The 15,080-nt window shown below is 64.5% G+C and carries 16 protein-coding genes and 1 pseudogene; 11 read left to right on the top strand and 6 right to left on the bottom strand.

Annotation, left to right across the window (positions count from 1 at the left end; genetic code table 11):
- Window positions 1-103: 103 nt before the first annotated feature.
- Complete coding sequence (locus AM590_RS01080) at window positions 104-721, top strand: bifunctional 2-polyprenyl-6-hydroxyphenol methylase/3-demethylubiquinol 3-O-methyltransferase UbiG (RefSeq protein ID WP_058825829.1); 618 nt, start codon at window positions 104-106, stop codon at window positions 719-721.
- A gap of 12 nt (window positions 722-733) precedes the next feature.
- Here AM590_RS01080 and AM590_RS01075 read toward each other — a convergent pair whose 3' ends face one another.
- Window positions 734-1,450, bottom strand: a complete 717-nt coding sequence (locus AM590_RS01075) for a hypothetical protein (protein WP_058825828.1) — start codon at window positions 1,448-1,450, stop codon at window positions 734-736.
- Window positions 1,451-1,606: 156 nt separating this feature from the next.
- Here AM590_RS01075 and AM590_RS01070 point away from each other — a divergent pair, with 156 nt between their 5' ends.
- Together AM590_RS01070 and AM590_RS01065 are read left to right on the top strand one after the other, a co-directional pair.
- Window positions 1,607-2,032 carry a DUF2178 domain-containing protein gene (locus AM590_RS01070; protein ID WP_008096334.1) on the top strand — a complete coding sequence of 142 codons (426 nt, stop codon included), beginning with the start codon at window positions 1,607-1,609 and terminating at the stop codon, window positions 2,030-2,032.
- On the top strand, window positions 2,029-2,250 hold the full coding sequence (locus AM590_RS01065; RefSeq protein ID WP_008096333.1) for a helix-turn-helix transcriptional regulator: 222 nt from the start codon (window positions 2,029-2,031) through the stop codon (window positions 2,248-2,250). Before AM590_RS01070 ends, AM590_RS01065 begins: the two co-directional genes overlap by 4 nt.
- A gap of 2 nt (window positions 2,251-2,252) precedes the next feature.
- On the opposite strand, the gene AM590_RS01060 is transcribed toward AM590_RS01065, so the two are convergent.
- Entirely contained in the window at window positions 2,253-3,062 is an 810-nt protein-coding gene (locus tag AM590_RS01060) for a hypothetical protein (protein WP_052367774.1), read from the bottom strand.
- Between the two features lie 162 nt (window positions 3,063-3,224).
- On the opposite strand from AM590_RS01060, the gene AM590_RS01055 reads away from it, so the two are divergent.
- The gene (locus tag AM590_RS01055; RefSeq protein ID WP_058825827.1) at window positions 3,225-4,184 is read left to right on the top strand and encodes a hypothetical protein; all 960 of its coding nucleotides are present in this window, start codon (window positions 3,225-3,227) and stop codon (window positions 4,182-4,184) included.
- Window positions 4,185-4,217: 33 nt separating this feature from the next.
- Here the strand turns inward: AM590_RS01055 and AM590_RS01050 are convergent, their stop codons facing one another.
- Window positions 4,218-5,039 (bottom strand): winged helix-turn-helix domain-containing protein, encoded by an 822-nt coding sequence (locus tag AM590_RS01050; protein ID WP_172795729.1) that lies wholly within the window; start codon window positions 5,037-5,039, stop codon window positions 4,218-4,220.
- Window positions 5,040-5,267: 228 nt separating this feature from the next.
- Here AM590_RS01050 and AM590_RS01045 point away from each other — a divergent pair, with 228 nt between their 5' ends.
- The 5 genes from AM590_RS01045 (at window position 5,268) to AM590_RS01025 (ending at window position 9,809) form a co-directional block, all read left to right on the top strand.
- The gene (locus AM590_RS01045) at window positions 5,268-6,182 is read left to right on the top strand and encodes a UbiA family prenyltransferase (RefSeq protein ID WP_253805808.1); all 915 of its coding nucleotides are present in this window, start codon (window positions 5,268-5,270) and stop codon (window positions 6,180-6,182) included.
- Between the two features lie 70 nt (window positions 6,183-6,252).
- Complete coding sequence (locus AM590_RS01040) at window positions 6,253-7,044, top strand: winged helix-turn-helix domain-containing protein (protein WP_042662641.1); 792 nt, start codon at window positions 6,253-6,255, stop codon at window positions 7,042-7,044.
- Window positions 7,041-8,390 carry a cytochrome P450 gene (locus AM590_RS01035; protein WP_082677626.1) on the top strand — a complete coding sequence of 450 codons (1,350 nt, stop codon included), beginning with the start codon at window positions 7,041-7,043 and terminating at the stop codon, window positions 8,388-8,390. The genes AM590_RS01040 and AM590_RS01035 overlap by 4 nt, the downstream gene beginning before the upstream one ends.
- A gap of 77 nt (window positions 8,391-8,467) precedes the next feature.
- Complete coding sequence (locus AM590_RS01030; RefSeq protein WP_058825824.1) at window positions 8,468-9,199, top strand: hypothetical protein; 732 nt, start codon at window positions 8,468-8,470, stop codon at window positions 9,197-9,199.
- 61 nt (window positions 9,200-9,260) lie between these two features.
- Window positions 9,261-9,809: an NUDIX domain-containing protein gene (locus tag AM590_RS01025; RefSeq protein ID WP_058825823.1), complete on the top strand. Its 549-nt coding sequence runs from the start codon at window positions 9,261-9,263 to the stop codon at window positions 9,807-9,809.
- A gap of 68 nt (window positions 9,810-9,877) precedes the next feature.
- Here AM590_RS01025 and AM590_RS01020 read toward each other — a convergent pair whose 3' ends face one another.
- Both AM590_RS01020 and AM590_RS01015 read right to left on the bottom strand, forming a co-directional pair.
- Window positions 9,878-10,771 carry an alpha/beta fold hydrolase gene (locus tag AM590_RS01020; protein WP_058825822.1) on the bottom strand — a complete coding sequence of 298 codons (894 nt, stop codon included), beginning with the start codon at window positions 10,769-10,771 and terminating at the stop codon, window positions 9,878-9,880.
- A gap of 189 nt (window positions 10,772-10,960) precedes the next feature.
- Window positions 10,961-11,617, bottom strand: a complete 657-nt coding sequence (locus AM590_RS01015) for a helix-turn-helix domain-containing protein (protein ID WP_058825821.1) — start codon at window positions 11,615-11,617, stop codon at window positions 10,961-10,963.
- A 178-nt stretch (window positions 11,618-11,795) separates the two neighbouring features.
- On the opposite strand from AM590_RS01015, the pseudogene AM590_RS01010 reads away from it, so the two are divergent.
- A pseudogene (locus AM590_RS01010) lies at window positions 11,796-12,638 on the top strand (CPBP family intramembrane glutamic endopeptidase).
- 48 nt (window positions 12,639-12,686) lie between these two features.
- Window positions 12,687-14,558: an SLC13 family permease gene (locus AM590_RS01005; RefSeq protein ID WP_157575402.1), complete on the top strand. Its 1,872-nt coding sequence runs from the start codon at window positions 12,687-12,689 to the stop codon at window positions 14,556-14,558.
- Between the two features lie 38 nt (window positions 14,559-14,596).
- On the opposite strand, the gene AM590_RS01000 is transcribed toward AM590_RS01005, so the two are convergent.
- On the bottom strand, window positions 14,597-15,079 hold the full coding sequence (locus tag AM590_RS01000; protein ID WP_058825820.1) for a cupin domain-containing protein: 483 nt from the start codon (window positions 15,077-15,079) through the stop codon (window positions 14,597-14,599).
- Between the last annotated feature and the right edge of the window lies 1 nt (window position 15,080).

Here is a 15,080-nt window from a genome sequence, read left to right as displayed (position 1 = left end):
TCGCCGATGGCGCGGTAATCTGTGGTATCGGCAGTTCTGCTCACCGAACCCGGCGGGTCGCGGCCGACGAGGCTTTACGCGTGGCCGGACGGTCTCCGACACCGTGGATGCTAACGACGTTCGTCGGAAGTGGGCGAATCGGTCGGGAGAGTTCTCGCCGGAGTACTACGCGTACTACGGGCCGAACGAGACGAGCGAGTCGATTCGGCGCGTCTTCGAGGCGCGTCTCGACCTCTCGGCGTCGATTCTCGAACTCGGTTGCGGTCCCGGTCGGCACCTCTCGCACCTCCGCGAACACGGCTTCGAGAACCTCCACGGCGTCGACATCAACCCCGACTGCTTCGAGGTGATGGCCGACGCCTACCCCGACCTCGCCGACTGTGGGACGTTCCGCGCCGCCGCCATCGAGGAGGTCGCCGAGGAGTTCTCCCCGGGCCAGTTCGACGCCATCTACTCCATCGAGACGCTCCAGCACATCCACCCCGACGACGCGTGGGTGTTCGAGGCGCTCGCCCGGAGCGCGAGCGACTACTTCGTCACCGTCGAAAACGAGGGTGACCAGTCGGTCCCGCCCGAGGACCGCGGCGTCAACGACGACGAGTACGACTTCCCCCTCTACTACCGCGATTGGGAGGCCGTGTTCGCGTCGTTCGGCTTCGAACAGGTCGCCTGCGAGCGCGGCGACCGCGACACGCTCCGCGTGTTCCGCCGGACCGACTGACCTCGTTTTCACTCAGAACCCGCCGTAGCGGAGGTACACCATGTCGGCGATGAGGACGAGTTGGAACACTCCCTGTACGCCGCCGAGCATGGCGTTCTGTTTTCCGATGGCCGAGATGACGCCGGGATCCGGGTCCTCGGAGGTCATCTCGAAGTACATCCGTATCTCGCCGGGCATCAGGAAGCCGAAGCCCTGTACCGAGAGAATCGTGACGACGACGAGCGCGACGACGATGGCCGGTGTGGTCATCTGAAAGTCGCCGATGGTGGTCGCGACCCACGCGAGCGACCCGACGGTGGCGACGGCGAAGACGACCTGCCAGCGCCGGTCGCGCCACGCGTTCAGTCGCCGTCCAAGCAGGAGGAGAACCGGAATCAGGTTCGCGGCGGTGAACAGCGCGAGCCACGGTTCGGCGTGGGGAAACACTCCGAGTCGCTGGGCGAGCGTGATGCCACCCGCGATGGTGACAAGCGCCATCGACGGGAGGAAAAACGCGGTCTTCGGCGTGAGGCGCTCGAACACCGCGGCGCTCTGTTCGTCCGTCAGGCCGCCGATGACCGGCCCGAGAATCGCCCCCATGAACAGGTCGGTGCCCGTCCAGAGCAACCCCGCCATGACGTGGACGAACGTGTGTTGCTGAAGCGACCCGAGCGTGACCGCGTACCCCAACGCGAGAACGGAGACTGCGACGATGCCGCCCGCGAACGCCGGATTCGCTCGTCGTGCCATACCCCCGATTGTCCCACCAACCGTTGCCCTGTGTTGGCTCATCACATCCGTGACGTGTACTATCGGTGATAAAACCGGCGACGATGTCGGCCTCGGCTGGATGGATGAGAAGATGGGGAGTAAAGTTATATTGACGGAGTGTAAAGGTATATTTACATGACAACGAAGAACAACGATGCGGTCGATTTCGTCCGGCTCGCGGTGGGGGGCGTGTTCGCCCCGCTCCTCGTCGTCGCTGGGGTCGTTCTCGCGTGGTATTCGTTCCCGGTTGAAGGCGGTATCCTCGCCGTCGCCGGCGGCATCGCGGGGTATTACAGCTACCGGCGCTATCGTGGACTGACGCGGGCAGACACGTTAGAAGACGAGCGCGCCCAGCGCGTGACCGAGAAGGCGGGACTCAACGCCCTGTGGATCGTCATCCTCGTCATGATTGCCGGGGTGTACTTCTACCCGCGGCTCGTCGTCGGCGGTCCACTCGAATCGTTCGCGTCGTCGTACGGCGGACTCGGCGGTATCTACCTCGCGGTCGGGTTCCTCGCGTACGCCGGCGGTCGCCTGTACTACAGCCACCGCGGGCCATGAGCGTCCAGAACGAACTCCGCGTCTACCGGGCGAAACACGAGTACACCCAGGCGGAACTCGCCGTCGCGACGGACGTCTCCCGACAGACGATAAACGCCATCGAGACGGGAAAGTACAACCCGAGCCTCGAACTGGCGCTGAAACTTGCCCGGCTGTTCGACGTCGCCGTCGAGGACCTCTTTTGGCTCGACGAGGCGAGCGATGGAGGTTCGAACTAACGCTATACCTCCGCCTGTCCGACCGCGTCGGCGGTCATCTCGAATATCGTCTCCTCGCACTCCGGACACGAGAACTCGACCGCGTCGTACGTCTGACAGCAGGTCTCGCGTTCGACGCGGTCGAACTGAAGGGGCGTCCGGCAGACTGCGCACCGTTCGAGGAGAACTCGAACGCTCTGGAGGATTTTCGCCTTCCGAGCCGGCTCGAACGAGGCGAAACCGTCGACCGTTCGTTCGAGCGCGACCGCCGATTTCGCGTCCGCGACCGCGGCGGTTACCGACGGCCAGCGGGTGACGTAGTTTCTCTTGGGGCCCATCAGCCCGGGCCTTTCGTCTCCGAAGGAGACCGACACGTTGTCGAACACCCGCCGAAAGACCGATTCGAGGGCTTCCCGGTCGTCGCCGACGGATGCCGCGGCTCGCTTCTCGCTGAATTCGGCGGTGAGTCGCACGTCGGTTCCGTCTTCGGTGTCGGTCACGATTCCGCTCGCCGCGAGTTCTGCCAACGGGTCGAACGCTTCGTCCGGCGCTTCCCCCTCGGTGGAGGTCGGTGCGGGCGGTTGCTTACCAAACGCGGCGAGTACCGATTCGGGGAGGTACCGCTTCGTGAGTTGGGGCGTCCCCGGAACGAGATAGCCGCGGTAGTAAATCGCCGCGCCGGAGGCGGCGAACATTGCAACACCGACTATCGGACTCACCAGTGAAACGACGACCGACGCGACCACCGCGATGGCGGCGTTCACGACCGTACAGGGGAAACAGCGGTTTTCACCGGTGTACTCGGGTCGTCGAAGGCCTTGCAGGTTCACCATATGTGGTCCCGTCCGGGAGGACGCCAATCACTTTACCTGCCGAAATATCTCACCCCGTGGGTCAGCTCACACCGTGGCACGCGGCACGCCGCGGGACTGTTCGCCCCGTCCGATATCCCAGTAGGCAAATTGACACGAAAACCCGACGCAGGTCGAGCCGCAATGTCGGACAACAACGACAATGCGGACGAATCGAACGGATTGAACCGTCGTCGCCTGCTGCAGACGCTCGGCGCGACAACCGGTAGTCTCACGCTCGGTCTCACGGGGACGGACCTCGTCGCCGCGACTAAAAGCGGTGGGAAGCTCCCGTTCAGTCACGACGAACTCAAGGGTGGTGCGAAACGGAAGGCGGTCGAACAGGCGGTTGCGGCTTTTGAGGACGCGACCGACCTGCAGTCGACGCTTTCGGACCGGGACCTCGAAATCGTACGAAGCGACGCGGACGCGAAGCGGACCGTTTACAACGACTCTCGCGGCACGGTCGTCCGGGTCGGCCTCCCCCTCGACGGTCTCCCGGGCGACATCCACGGGGCGGTGCTCTGGTCGGACGACGGCTCTCTCGATGTCGTTATCGACGGCTCCGCGAAGTCGGTCGTCGGTCAGTTCAAGAACGTCACGGTCGACGACCTCTCCGTGAAAAACGAAGGTTCACAGGGTATCGAAGTCATCGGTGCGGACCGACACGTCGTTCGGTTCTACGGTGAGTCGGCGTCGAAGGTCTCGACCGACAGCGTCTCTACGGACGGCGCGGTGCCGACGAGCGAGACGTTCGCCGTCGATGGGAGAGAACTCTCTCCGCAGTTCACGACGCAGTCGGTTTCGAGCGCGATCGAGTGCGCCCTTCGGTGTTCGGGCGGCGGGAGCGCCGTCCTCGGATGCGCGGCCGGCTGTGCCGCCTGTCCGACCGCGCCCGCGACGTGGGTTGCGCTCCTGTCCTGTCTCGCCTGTGCGGGGTGCGCCTGTAAAGTCGGGTGTTGTGTCGGCGACTGTATCGGAGACATCGAGTGTACGACGGCGCACTACTACTGCGTCGTCGGTGGCGTCGTCTCGCCCGGCCAGGCTGCCGCCGCGTGCTGTATCGATTACGGCTGTGGTTCCGCCGACTGTTCCCTGGTCTAACTCTCCGTTCGGTCCAGTTTTTGACAAAACTGCTCAGGCGATGCTCTCTACCTTCCGGTCTTCGAAGTTCGACTTATAGGCGGTTGTCGCCCACCGGTCGAACAAACAACAGTCGCGCGACGTTTCGAGGAGACCGCAGGCGAGATTCTGGTCGTTGTACGCCGTCACGAGGACCTTGTTCGGGGTCAAAAACAGTTCGTACGACGGCAGTTCCGATGCCACGAAAAAGCGACTCTTTTCGCCGAACATCGTGTCTCGACCCCTCCGAACACCCTCCGAGACACGGTTGGCGACGCTCGGCGTGACGAGCAACTCGATTTCGGAGTCACGCTCGATGAACCGCTGGATGAGGTCGCCGTACAGCGGGTTGTACACGGGCATGAATCCGTAGAGCCGGTCGACCTCGGTGAGCACCTCGAGGACGCGCTCCGCCGGGGCATACGGTTGCTCGGGAGTCCCGACGGTCATGGAATACTGGTCTGTCAGCCGGAGGAACGTCTCTGCCTGTACATCTCCGAACAGCTCCTCGTGAACCGACTGCGGTAGTTGGTCGAGCACCTTCGAGAGGTCGACCAGTTGATTGACGCGCGAGACTGACGAATCGAGGGCGGTCGCGAGAATTCGACCGCCGAAGGTGAGAGAGAACACCTGCTTCGCTCCGGACGTGATCCAGCCGCGGTCCTCAAGTTCGTTCAGCGTCCGTCGAAGGGTCGTTCGCGGGATATCCAACGCCGTCTGTAACTCGTCTGCGGGACGCGGCCGCTCGGCGAGTGAAAACAGGATGTTCAGTCGGTTCTCCGTCCCGAAGAGGTACTGGAGCTCCCCGATACACTCTTCCAAGCAACGCTCGGGCATGTTCGAGTCTCTATTACAGCCACCCATTATGTCACCTGATAACAACGACACCGTCGCGTGAACGAACTCCCGTCTCGGTGACGAGGCCAGAGACCGGGACACGTCGCGCAGTCACGCGATTACTCTCGCCTCCCACAGTTTTTCGCAGACGAACGCGTTCGGGCAGCGGTGATTCTCCCGTTCGGTGAGATAATTTACGTCGTTTCACGAGACGTACGTGACTAACTCATGTCAAACACATTGGAGATGTCCGCGGGCGCCTCTGCGACACACACAGTTCGATGTCTCCTGCGAGTCAACCGCGTTCCCGAGACGGTCGGGTATAACGTCACCTACGTCGCTATCGGCGTCGGGCTCGCGTCTCGGTGGCCCGTCGACTCCGGAACGACGGCCCTCGTTGTCCTCTTCGCGGCGATCATGCTATCGAAGATGCAGGCGTCGGTCGCCGACGCGCTCCACGACCGTGAACTCGACGCGGAGAATCCGTCGAAGTCCGTCATCTCGAACGCCGTCTCACAGCTCGGATGTGAAGTCACTCGGACGCTCCTCGTGACGGAGATCGTCGTCGCGCTCGCCCTCTGGGGCTGGCTGACACATGTCTCCGGGACGCTCCTGTTTCTCGCATGCGGTGCCGCCGTCACGGTCTTGGGCTACGTGTACTCCTACCCGCCGCGGCTCAAAGAGCGCGGCGTCGTCAACCACGTGACGACGACCGGCGTCGACGTGGGCGGAGTCATCTTGCCCGTCGTCGTTCTCTCGGGTTCCGCGCTCACTCCTTCGGTCTGGGCCACGCTCTTTGCCGTGTTTCTCTACGGCTTCGGGTATCACGTATTGCATCAGGCCGGCGACACCTACTACGACCGGGAGTTCGGCGTCACGACGTTCACCCAACGCCTCGGCGTCACGCGGAGCGTTCGGGTTGCGTCCGTGGCGACGATTCTCGCCGGCGTCGTACTGTGCGCTTACGGGGCTGCCCTCGGTGGGGCTGCCGCCCTTGCGGTCGGTGTCGGCTACGCGGTGCTCGCGGCACGAGTGGCAGGTCGGTCGGAGCGAGCGCAGTCCGACGCGGTGTCGCGGTGGTTCCACATCGGATGGGTCGCGACGTTCCTCAACGGCTCTCTCGCCGCCAGTCTGTTCCTGTGATATAATTTCGAATAACGCGGTTCGAAACCAAATGCCGAACTTTATCAATTCACAATCATTTTCTTGTGATATGTCTGATGATATTTCGGGCCGGGACGTTCGGGTAACGATGCAGAAGCGACACGATATTCTCGTCGCCCTGGCGACCGAGCCTCAGACGAAGCCCGAACTCGTCGAATCGGTCGGCCCGTCTCGTTCCACGGTCGACCGTGCAGTACACGCCCTCCAAGAGATCAGGTGCGTCACGCGGTGTGACGGTGATTACTGCCTTACTCCGGTCGGTCGCATCGCTCTCGCCGAGCACGAGCGCTACGTCGAGACGATGGACGGAATCGCTAGTGCGACCGACGTGTTGAACGCCCTCCCGAACGACGTTCGTATCGCTCCCGAATTCCTCAGTGGTGCCGACGTCCGGGTCGCGTCGGCGCACGCGCCCGAGTCGGCGCTGCAACCGAGTCTATCCCGACTGGACGCCCCCGGTCGTTTGGTCGGGTTCGCACCGGTCGTGCTTTCGCTTTACACCGACACGCTGACCGACCTCGTCACCGAACACGACATCGACGTCGAGATCGTGCTTCGGCGGGGAACGCTCGATTCGCTCCTCGAGTACTACCGCGACCGGTTCGACGACGCGGCGGTGGCCGGCCACTTCGAGTTCCACGTCTCGGACCGACCGGTTCCGTACGCGCTCTGGATCAAGGAACGCGAGGAGTCCCCCGTGGCCGGCATCACGGTCCACGAGCACGGCGGGGTCCGCGGTGTCCTGATGAATGATGAGCCGCGGGCGGTCGAGTGGGCCCGGGACACCTACGAACACTACCGCGAAGAGGCACGTCACGTCACGACGGAACTCCAGCCGTGACGCCGCCGAACAGTCCCCCGCCGGCCGCCGATGCGCCGCTTCCGCCAAGCCCGCCGGGCGTGCCGGTTCTCGGTCACACTCACCGGCTCCTCCGAACGAACCCGCTCGACTGGTTCACTGACCTCTCGGAGGCCTACGGCGACGTGGTTCGGGTTCGAATCGCCGGGCAGTCGGTCATCGCGCTCTCGAACCCCGACGATATCGAAAGGGTCCTCATCGAGCGCAACCAGCACTACCGGAAAGGGGGGTTCCAGAAACTCGTGACCCGCTCGCTCCTCGGAAACGGCCTCGTCCTCGCCGAGGGAGACGCGTGGCGTGCGCACCGTCACGACCTTGAGCCCGCGTTTTACCCCGACCGGCTCTCCGCGTACGCCCGGACCATCCGGTCGCACACCCGCTCGTTTCTCGACGGAATCACGACGGGCGACGTGATCGACCTCGAGTCGTCGATGAAACGACTGACGCTTCGAATCATCGCCGACGCGTTGTTCGGCGTCGATGTCGCCGACGACACGACCGAACTCGGGTCGGCGTTCGAGCGGATTCTCGACCACTTCGAGCGAATCAGCCGGACGTACGTCTATCTGCCCGAATGGATCCCGACGCCGGAGAACCTCGGATATCGACGGGCGCTGACGAGGCTCGAAGCAGTCGTCGACGAGATTCTCGACGCCCATCGGGACGGGAGCGTCGACCGGCGAACCGCCGTGACCGGGCTCCTCGAGAGTGATTCCGAATGGAGTCGGACGGAGTTGCGAGACGAAATCGTGACGCTACTGGTGGCGGGACACGAAACCACGGCTCTCGCGCTGACGTTCACGGGGTTTCTCCTCGGTAGTCACCCGGACATCGCCTCGCGAGCCGCGACCGCGGCCCGTCGTCTCGAGGGACCGAACTTCGTCGAAGCAGTCGCGGACTGCGACGTGTTAGACCGGGTTCTCAAGGAGTCGCTCCGGTTGTATCCGCCCGTCTACGGCATCTTCCGCGAACCAACGACGGACGACGTACTCGGCGGCTACCGGATACCGTCCGGATCGATTCTCGCGCTCAATCAGTGGGTCGTCCACCGCGACGACCGCTTTTTCCCCCGACCGACGGAGTTCCGTCCGGAGCGGTGGACGCCGGCGTTCGAACAGTCGCTCTCTCCGGGGGCGTATTTCCCCTTCGCGGCGGGACCACGGCGGTGTCTGGGTGACCGCTTTGCGAGCCTCGAAGCGAAGCTCGTCCTCGCGTCGCTCCTCCGACGGTTCGACATCGAACTGGTGTCCGAGGGGTCACTCGACGTCGTCCCGTCGCTGACGACACAGCCCAAAAATCCGGTTCGTGTTCGCTTGACTGAGGCGTGATCGGGTCGAAGTACCGTCCATCGTGGTGGCGCCCCAGCACGGGTGCACTTATCCCCTCCAGCCACCACCCTCCGACAATGACTGACGCCCTCTCGTTCGATATCACGAGCGTCGACGACGTCGCGGCCAACCGCGACGAGGTCGTCGCGGCGGTCGAAGCCCACGCGGGCACCATCGCGCGCGAACTCGCCATCCTCCAGGGCGGCGACTACGGCCAGGAGACGTTCAAGACGCGCCGCGGGACGTGGACGCTCAAGTACGAGGCGGGCGCGCTGCAGTACCTCCGGTTCAAGGGGAAGTCGGGCGGCGAGACGTACGTCGTCTCGACCAAACAGCCCCCGGAGCCGAAGGCGCTCGCGACGGCGATGCAGGACTACCCGGCGTTCGTGGAGGCGTACAACGAGCACGTCGAGTCGCTCGACGGCGTCCTCGACGACGTGCCGACGGAGTTCCCTGCGGTGACGACGACCGAGGAAATCGTGGCCCAGCGGGACCAACTCGTCTCGACCATCCGCGAGGTGGCCGACACCATGGCGGGCGAACTCAACCGCTTCGACGGCGAGTACGGCACCTTCACCCAGCGGGTCGGCGGCACGCGCTGGGAGCTGAAGTGGGACGGCCCGCGGGCGTCGTACCTGCGCGTCGGCGGCGAGGGCGGCATCTACCTGCTGTCGCAGTACGAACCGCCCGCCGCACCCGACGTGCGCGAACTCGCCGGCGACTTCGCCGGGTTCGTGGCGGCGTACAACGAGTACGTCGACGACCTCGAAGCCGACCTCGCGACCGTCTCGTTCGACGACGCGGGGTAGCGAGGTAGCGGTGTATCGGGGCACCGCGACGCTTTTGGAAACACCGCCGTCACGTGATGCCATGAGCGACGACGACCTCGCGTGGGAGACTACCGACACGCGCATCGACTACTCGTGTCCCGGCTTCGACATCCGCATGGACGACGTTCGGCTCCCCGACGGGACCGAGACGGACTTTCACTACGTCGACGAGCCGGCGGCGGTCGTCGTCCTCCCCTTCACGCCCGACGGCGACGTGGTCGTCATCGACGAGTGGCGACAGGCGGTCGGCCGGACGAACCGCGGGCTCCCCGCCGGCGGTACCGAACCGGACGACGACGACTACGCCGCGGCCGCCCGGCGCGAACTCGCCGAGGAGACCGGCCACGAGGCCGAGTCGGTCGAGCCACTCGTGACCGTCGAGCCGGCCAACGGCATCGCCAACTCGGTCCACCACTACTTCGTCGCGCGCGGGTGCGAGCCGAGCGCCGACCAGAACCTCGACTTCAACGAGAGCATTCGCCCGACGACGGTCGAGTACGACGACCTCAAGCGGGCCGTCCTGGCGGGCGAGGTCCGCGACGCGCGGACGGTCCTCGGCGTGCTCTACTACGAACTCGCCGGCGAGTAAGGAGCCGAGAGGGCCGTCGCTGGTTCCCCTTTTCGTCCTGCGTTTGCGTTCGCCTCCTGGGCCGCCGCTCAGGAGAGATGACGAATCAGCTCGTCGGTCACCTCCTCGCGCTCGTGGTGTACCCAATGCGACGCGTCGGGGAACGTCCGAAGCCGGCCGTCCTCGCAGTAGTCGATGCTCTGTTTCGCCATCGAGGGGACGAGTGCGATGTCGTCTTCGCCCCAGCAGACCAGCGTCGGTTGGGTGACGACCTCGCGGGGCGGGCTTTCCGACCGGAGGAACCCACGATACCAGTCTATTCGCGGCCCGATACCCGTGTGCCGCCAGGCGGCCCGATAGCGGTCGATAGTCTCTCGGTCGAACGTCCCCGGGTTGGACGTCTTTTCGAGGGCGGCGACCATCCTGCTCGCGTCGTTCCAACTGAGAATCCATTCGGGGAGCCTCGGCAACTGATAGAACCAGACGTACCAACTCCGGGCGATCTGCTCGGGGCTCGACCGCAGGGTCGTTCGGTACACCGCCGGGTGTGGGACGTTCAGAATCCCGAGTCGGTCGACCGCGGACGGTTGGCGGAGGGCGACGTTCCATGCGACGAACCCGCCGAAATCGTGGCCGATCAGGTGGGCAGACTCCCGTCCCTCGTCACGGATGAGGGCGCACACGTCCGCTGTCAGTTCTGACACTCGGTAGGAGTCGATTCCGTCGGGGGCCTCGCTCAGGTTACACCCTCGCTGGTCGGGGACGACCACTCGGAAGCCCGCCTCGACGAGCCGCGGAATCTGGGCGCGCCACCCGTACCAGAAGTCGGGATGGCCGTGCAGTAACACGACTAGTGGGTCGTCGGAGTCGCCTGCAGTAACGACGTGTAACCGGACGCCGTTAACGTGACGGGTGGTGGATTCGATGCCGGACGCGTCGATGAGCGAGCCGTCGGTGCTTGGGTGGGTGTCTGTGTCCGTCATTGCTGTTGGCTCGGAGTGATGATCGGGCGCTGTCTCTGTGCGGGACTCATGTGAGTTCGAACCGGTACCTAAGCGCAGGTGATAGACCGGGGTACGGCTACTGCCGTAGCCGTGAGGCTACTTTTATCACCATGTCTGGCGCGAACCGCACCCACCGTCCGCCGTCCCGCAACGTCCGACGCAAAAACGTTAGCAAACAAGTTCGTTGAACACGCGCTGTTCGACTTTTCGGAGGTGTTCACCGGCCGTCGAAGGAGTGATTCCGACTGCCTCCCCAACGTCCCGAAGTGACGCCTCTCGGGGAACGTCGTAGTATCCCAACTGAACTGCCGCCTCCAGTACCTCCTCTTGTCGGGGAGTCAACGTCCTGCTGAACGTCGACTTGTCGGGTTCGAAATCGCCCATTTCGAGTAGTTCGACCGAGACACTCGCTCTTTCGACACCGACTTCGAACAGTTCTCCGAACGCCTCGTCGGTTCCCAGACACGTCAGCTTGATACCTCCGTCATCGGTGAAGCGCATCGGAGTCTCGATTACCAGCGGAGATTCCCGTTGTAGTTCCAGCGTCCGCCGCGACGGCTCTGTCGGTTCGAAATTACTCACGGCCATCCAAGGGTCATCTCCCGAGACGAGGTAGTCAATGACGCGCGGGGCGCTCTCCATAATCTGTCTGTATCGCTCTTGACTGCCGCTCGCTTCGGCGAACAGCAACACGGTGCCGTCGGCGAGCAACTCGACGTGATGAATCGCTCGCCTCTCGACCGACGGCGCTTCCGTCAACCGCTTTCCGAGGGGATGGAACGCGTCCCGGCTCTCCGGTTTGACCAGCACCGTGAGATATCGCATACGCTGAGTTGAGCTGCGTCGCGGTAAAACGTAGCGACTGTCCGACATTTCTCGGTCGGCCGCGGGCCGCGCGTCAGCTCACCGAGTGGTCAGGCGACCGACTCACATTCGCGTTCGCCCCTCGAACCCCGCTCCGAGGCGAGAAGGATTTTGATGCCGGCGCTCTAAGAGGTCGCCTGTGGCTACTACGACGCGCCTCCCTGACCCCGTTCGGTCCTTCCTCGCGGCTATCGCCCTCGGCGGCGGCGGTCTCGCGGTGGGCACGATACTCGTCGTCATCACGCAAGTCCTGGCGTTGAGCGCGGGCGTCGAACTGACGCCCCTCGCGCTCGTCGTCATGTCGCTCGTCCTCTTACAGCTTTCGTTCCTTTCATAGTGGGAGGTAGCTGGCCTCGCGCTCGTCGTCATGTCGCTCGTCCTCTTACAGGGCATCGCCTTCGGCGGCGTCGCCCTCGTCTACACCAGATACCGCGGCCTCGACCGCTCGTACTTCGGCGTCTCCGTCCCGTCGCTCCGCGACATCGTCGCGGTCGTCCTCGGCTACGTGACGGCGCTCGTCGCGGCGTTCGTCGGCGCGTTCCTCGTTTCGACGTTCGGCGTCCAAGCGGGGTCGAACCAGGTGACCGAAATCGCCGCGCAGGACCCCGAGGTGCTGTTGCTCCTCATCCCGGCGTCGTTCCTCCTCATCGGCCCCGGCGAGGAACTGCTGTTCCGCGGGGTCGTCCAGAACCGCATCCGCGAGTCGTTCGGCCCGGTGCCGGGCATCGCCCTCGCCAGCGCCATCTTCGCGGCGATTCACTACGTCGCGCTCACCGGCGGCGCGGGCGGCCGCCTCGTCACTATCGGCATCCTGTTCTTCCCGAGCGTCGTCTTCGGCTCGGCGTACGAACTGACCGACAACATCGCCGTGCCGGCGCTCATCCACGGTGCGTACAACGCGACACTGTTCTCGCTCGCGTACCTCATATTCAAGTTCGCCGAGATGAACCCCGGCGAGATTCCGACCGGGCTGCTGTTCTGAGCGGCCGTCGATACCAGCCTTTTTCCTTCGCTATCCCTTCGAACAGACGTGTTCTTCTCCACACTCGTGTCGGCTGTCCAGGGGCTGGTTCCGGCGGCCGTCACGGTGGATATGCTCGTCGTCTTCGCGCTCATCCTCCTCTCTCTCGTCTTGTTCGCCACCGAGTGGCTCCCCATCGACGTGACCGCCATCGTCGTGATGGTCCTCCTGATGGTGCTGGAGCCGTGGACGCAAATCACCCCGCAGGAGGGACTCTCGGGCTTCGCCAGCCCGGCGACCATCACCGTGCTAGCGATGCTCATCCTGAGCACGGGCGTCAACCGAACCGGTATCGTCCAACTCATCGGCCGGAAGATGGCCAACTACGCCGGCAATAGCCAAACGAAGCAACTCGCCGCGACCATCGGCGTCACCGGCCCGGTGTCGGGATTCATCAACAACACGCCGGTCGTCGCCATCCTCGTTCCGGTCGTTGCGGACCTCGCGCACAAAGGCAAGACCTCGCCGTCGAAGCTCCTCATGCCGCTTTCGTTCGCCTCGATGCTCGGCGGCACCCTGACGGTCATCGGCACCTCGACGAACATCCTCGCCAGCGACATCGTGGCCCAACTCGGGCGAGAGTCACCCGGCCTCGGTCTCCACGCCTTTGGGATGTTCGAGTTCACCAAACTCGGCGTCATCGTCTTCGTGGTCGGCGCGGTCTACCTCATGACGGTCGGCGTTCGCCTGCTCCCCAAGCGGGTGCCCGCCGAGGACGACCTCGTCGAGGAGTACGCGCTCCAGGAGTACCTCGCCGACGTGGTCGTCCCCGCGGACTCGTCGCTCATCGGCCAGACCGTTCAGGAAGCTCTCGGGAACGACGACCTCGACATCGACGTGTTACAGCTCATCCGCTACGGCGAGCAGTTCTTGGAGCCGCTGGCCCGCAAAGAGATTCACGAGAACGACACGCTCCGGCTCCGCACCAACCGGGAGACGCTCGAACGAATCATGCGCTCGGAAGGGCTCACGTTCGTCGGCGGGCCCCGCTCGGAGAGCGAACTTCACCCGGGCGAAGAAGAGCCGGTCATGGTCGAGGTCGTCGTCCCCTCGGGCTCGTTCCTCGTCGGCGAGAGCCTCGCCAGTTCGACGTTCCGACAACGCTACGACGCGAACGTCCTCGCCTTCCGGACCCGCGGGAAGGTCGTCCGCGACCGGTTCGAGGACATCGACATCCGCGTCGGCGACACGCTGCTCGTGCAGGCACCGCCCGACAGCCTCACGCGACTCGTCCAAAACGAGGACTTCATCGTCGCCCACGAGTTCGACGACACCGACTACCGAACCGAAAAGACGCCGTTCGCCGTCGCCATCATCGCCGGCGTCGTCGCGCTCCCGGCGTTCAACGTCCTCCCAATCGTCGTCTCGGCGCTCGGCGGCGTCGTCGCGATGATTCTCACCGGCGTGCTCAAACCGAACGAACTGTACAAATCGGTCGAGTGGAACGTCATCTTCCTGCTCGCGGGCGTCATCCCGCTCGGCGTCGCGCTCCAACAGACGGGTGCGGCGGCGCTCCTCGGTGACGCCGTCGCCTCGACGGCGACGTTCCTCCCCGCAATCGGTGTCCTGTGGGTGTTCTACCTCGCGACCGGGTTGCTCACGAGCGTCATCTCGAACAACGCGAGCGTCGTGCTCATGATTCCGGTCGCCGCCAGCGCCGCCCAATCAATCGGGGCCAACGCGTTCTCGTTCGTCCTCGCCGTCACGTTCGCGGCCTCGACGGCCTTCATGACTCCCGTCGGCTACCAGACGAACCTGTTCGTCTACGGCCCCGGTGGCTACACGTTCTCGGACTTCCTCCGCGTCGGCGCGCCGCTGCAGTTGCTCCTGTCGGTCGTCACCGTGGCCGGCATCGCCTTCTTCTGGGGCGTCGGCGCGTAGGCGCGTCGCCCCCGCCGTGTGAGTCGGTCACCGCCGACTCAGTCGTCGCCGTCGAACTCATTGCCGTCGAATTCGTGGTCGTAGAACGCTGAGACGGTTCGCTCCGCCGAACTTCCCGGCGGCGAGCCCACGTAGACGCCGACTTTGTCGATGGCCGGGTGTATCGTCACGTCGGGGTCGCGCATGGTCGACACCGCGAGATACCGGAGCGGTTCGTCGCCGTCGTTGACGACGCAGTGCGCCCCTGACTCGTCGCTCGGGCAGGGGACGTAGTCGCCCTCTGCGAGGGCGTGGACCTCGCCGCCGAGGCGGACCTGCCCGCGCCCGGAAAGCACGTACAGCGCCTCCTCGTTCGCGGCGTGGTAGTGGTACGACCACGGCTGTGCGCCGGGCGGGAGTTCGTAGAGGCTACAGCCGAGGGCGTCGCTTCCGGCGGCCACGCTCAGTCGCTTCTGTTTGAACGTGCCTTCGACGCCGTCGCGGACCGTCCAGTCGATGTCTGACTCGTTGACAGGTTCCATA

It is taken from the genome of Haloferax sp. Q22, from assembly GCF_001482285.1.
Lineage (GTDB): Archaea > Halobacteriota > Halobacteria > Halobacteriales > Haloferacaceae > Haloferax.
Note: the sequence above shows the minus strand (reverse complement) of the source record. Positions and strands in the feature narration are given on the sequence as shown.

Bases quoted from the DNA above. Each gene is read 5' to 3' on its own strand.
- AM590_RS01075 (WP_058825828.1), bottom strand. From the start codon at position 1,450: ATGGCACGACGAGCGAATCCGGCGTTCGCGGGCGGCATCGTCGCAGTC.
- AM590_RS01070 (WP_008096334.1), top strand. From the start codon at position 1,607: ATGACAACGAAGAACAACGATGCGGTCGATTTCGTCCGGCTCGCGGTG.
- AM590_RS01065 (WP_008096333.1), top strand. From the start codon at position 2,029: ATGAGCGTCCAGAACGAACTCCGCGTCTACCGGGCGAAACACGAGTAC.
- AM590_RS01060 (WP_052367774.1), bottom strand. From the start codon at position 3,062: ATGGTGAACCTGCAAGGCCTTCGACGACCCGAGTACACCGGTGAAAAC.
- AM590_RS01055 (WP_058825827.1), top strand. From the start codon at position 3,225: ATGTCGGACAACAACGACAATGCGGACGAATCGAACGGATTGAACCGT.
- AM590_RS01050 (WP_172795729.1), bottom strand. From the start codon at position 5,039: ATGCCCGAGCGTTGCTTGGAAGAGTGTATCGGGGAGCTCCAGTACCTC.
- AM590_RS01045 (WP_253805808.1), top strand. From the start codon at position 5,268: ATGTCAAACACATTGGAGATGTCCGCGGGCGCCTCTGCGACACACACA.
- AM590_RS01040 (WP_042662641.1), top strand. From the start codon at position 6,253: ATGTCTGATGATATTTCGGGCCGGGACGTTCGGGTAACGATGCAGAAG.
- AM590_RS01030 (WP_058825824.1), top strand. From the start codon at position 8,468: ATGACTGACGCCCTCTCGTTCGATATCACGAGCGTCGACGACGTCGCG.
- AM590_RS01025 (WP_058825823.1), top strand. From the start codon at position 9,261: ATGAGCGACGACGACCTCGCGTGGGAGACTACCGACACGCGCATCGAC.
- AM590_RS01020 (WP_058825822.1), bottom strand. From the start codon at position 10,771: ATGACGGACACAGACACCCACCCAAGCACCGACGGCTCGCTCATCGAC.
- AM590_RS01015 (WP_058825821.1), bottom strand. From the start codon at position 11,617: ATGCGATATCTCACGGTGCTGGTCAAACCGGAGAGCCGGGACGCGTTC.
- AM590_RS01000 (WP_058825820.1), bottom strand. From the start codon at position 15,079: ATGGAACCTGTCAACGAGTCAGACATCGACTGGACGGTCCGCGACGGC.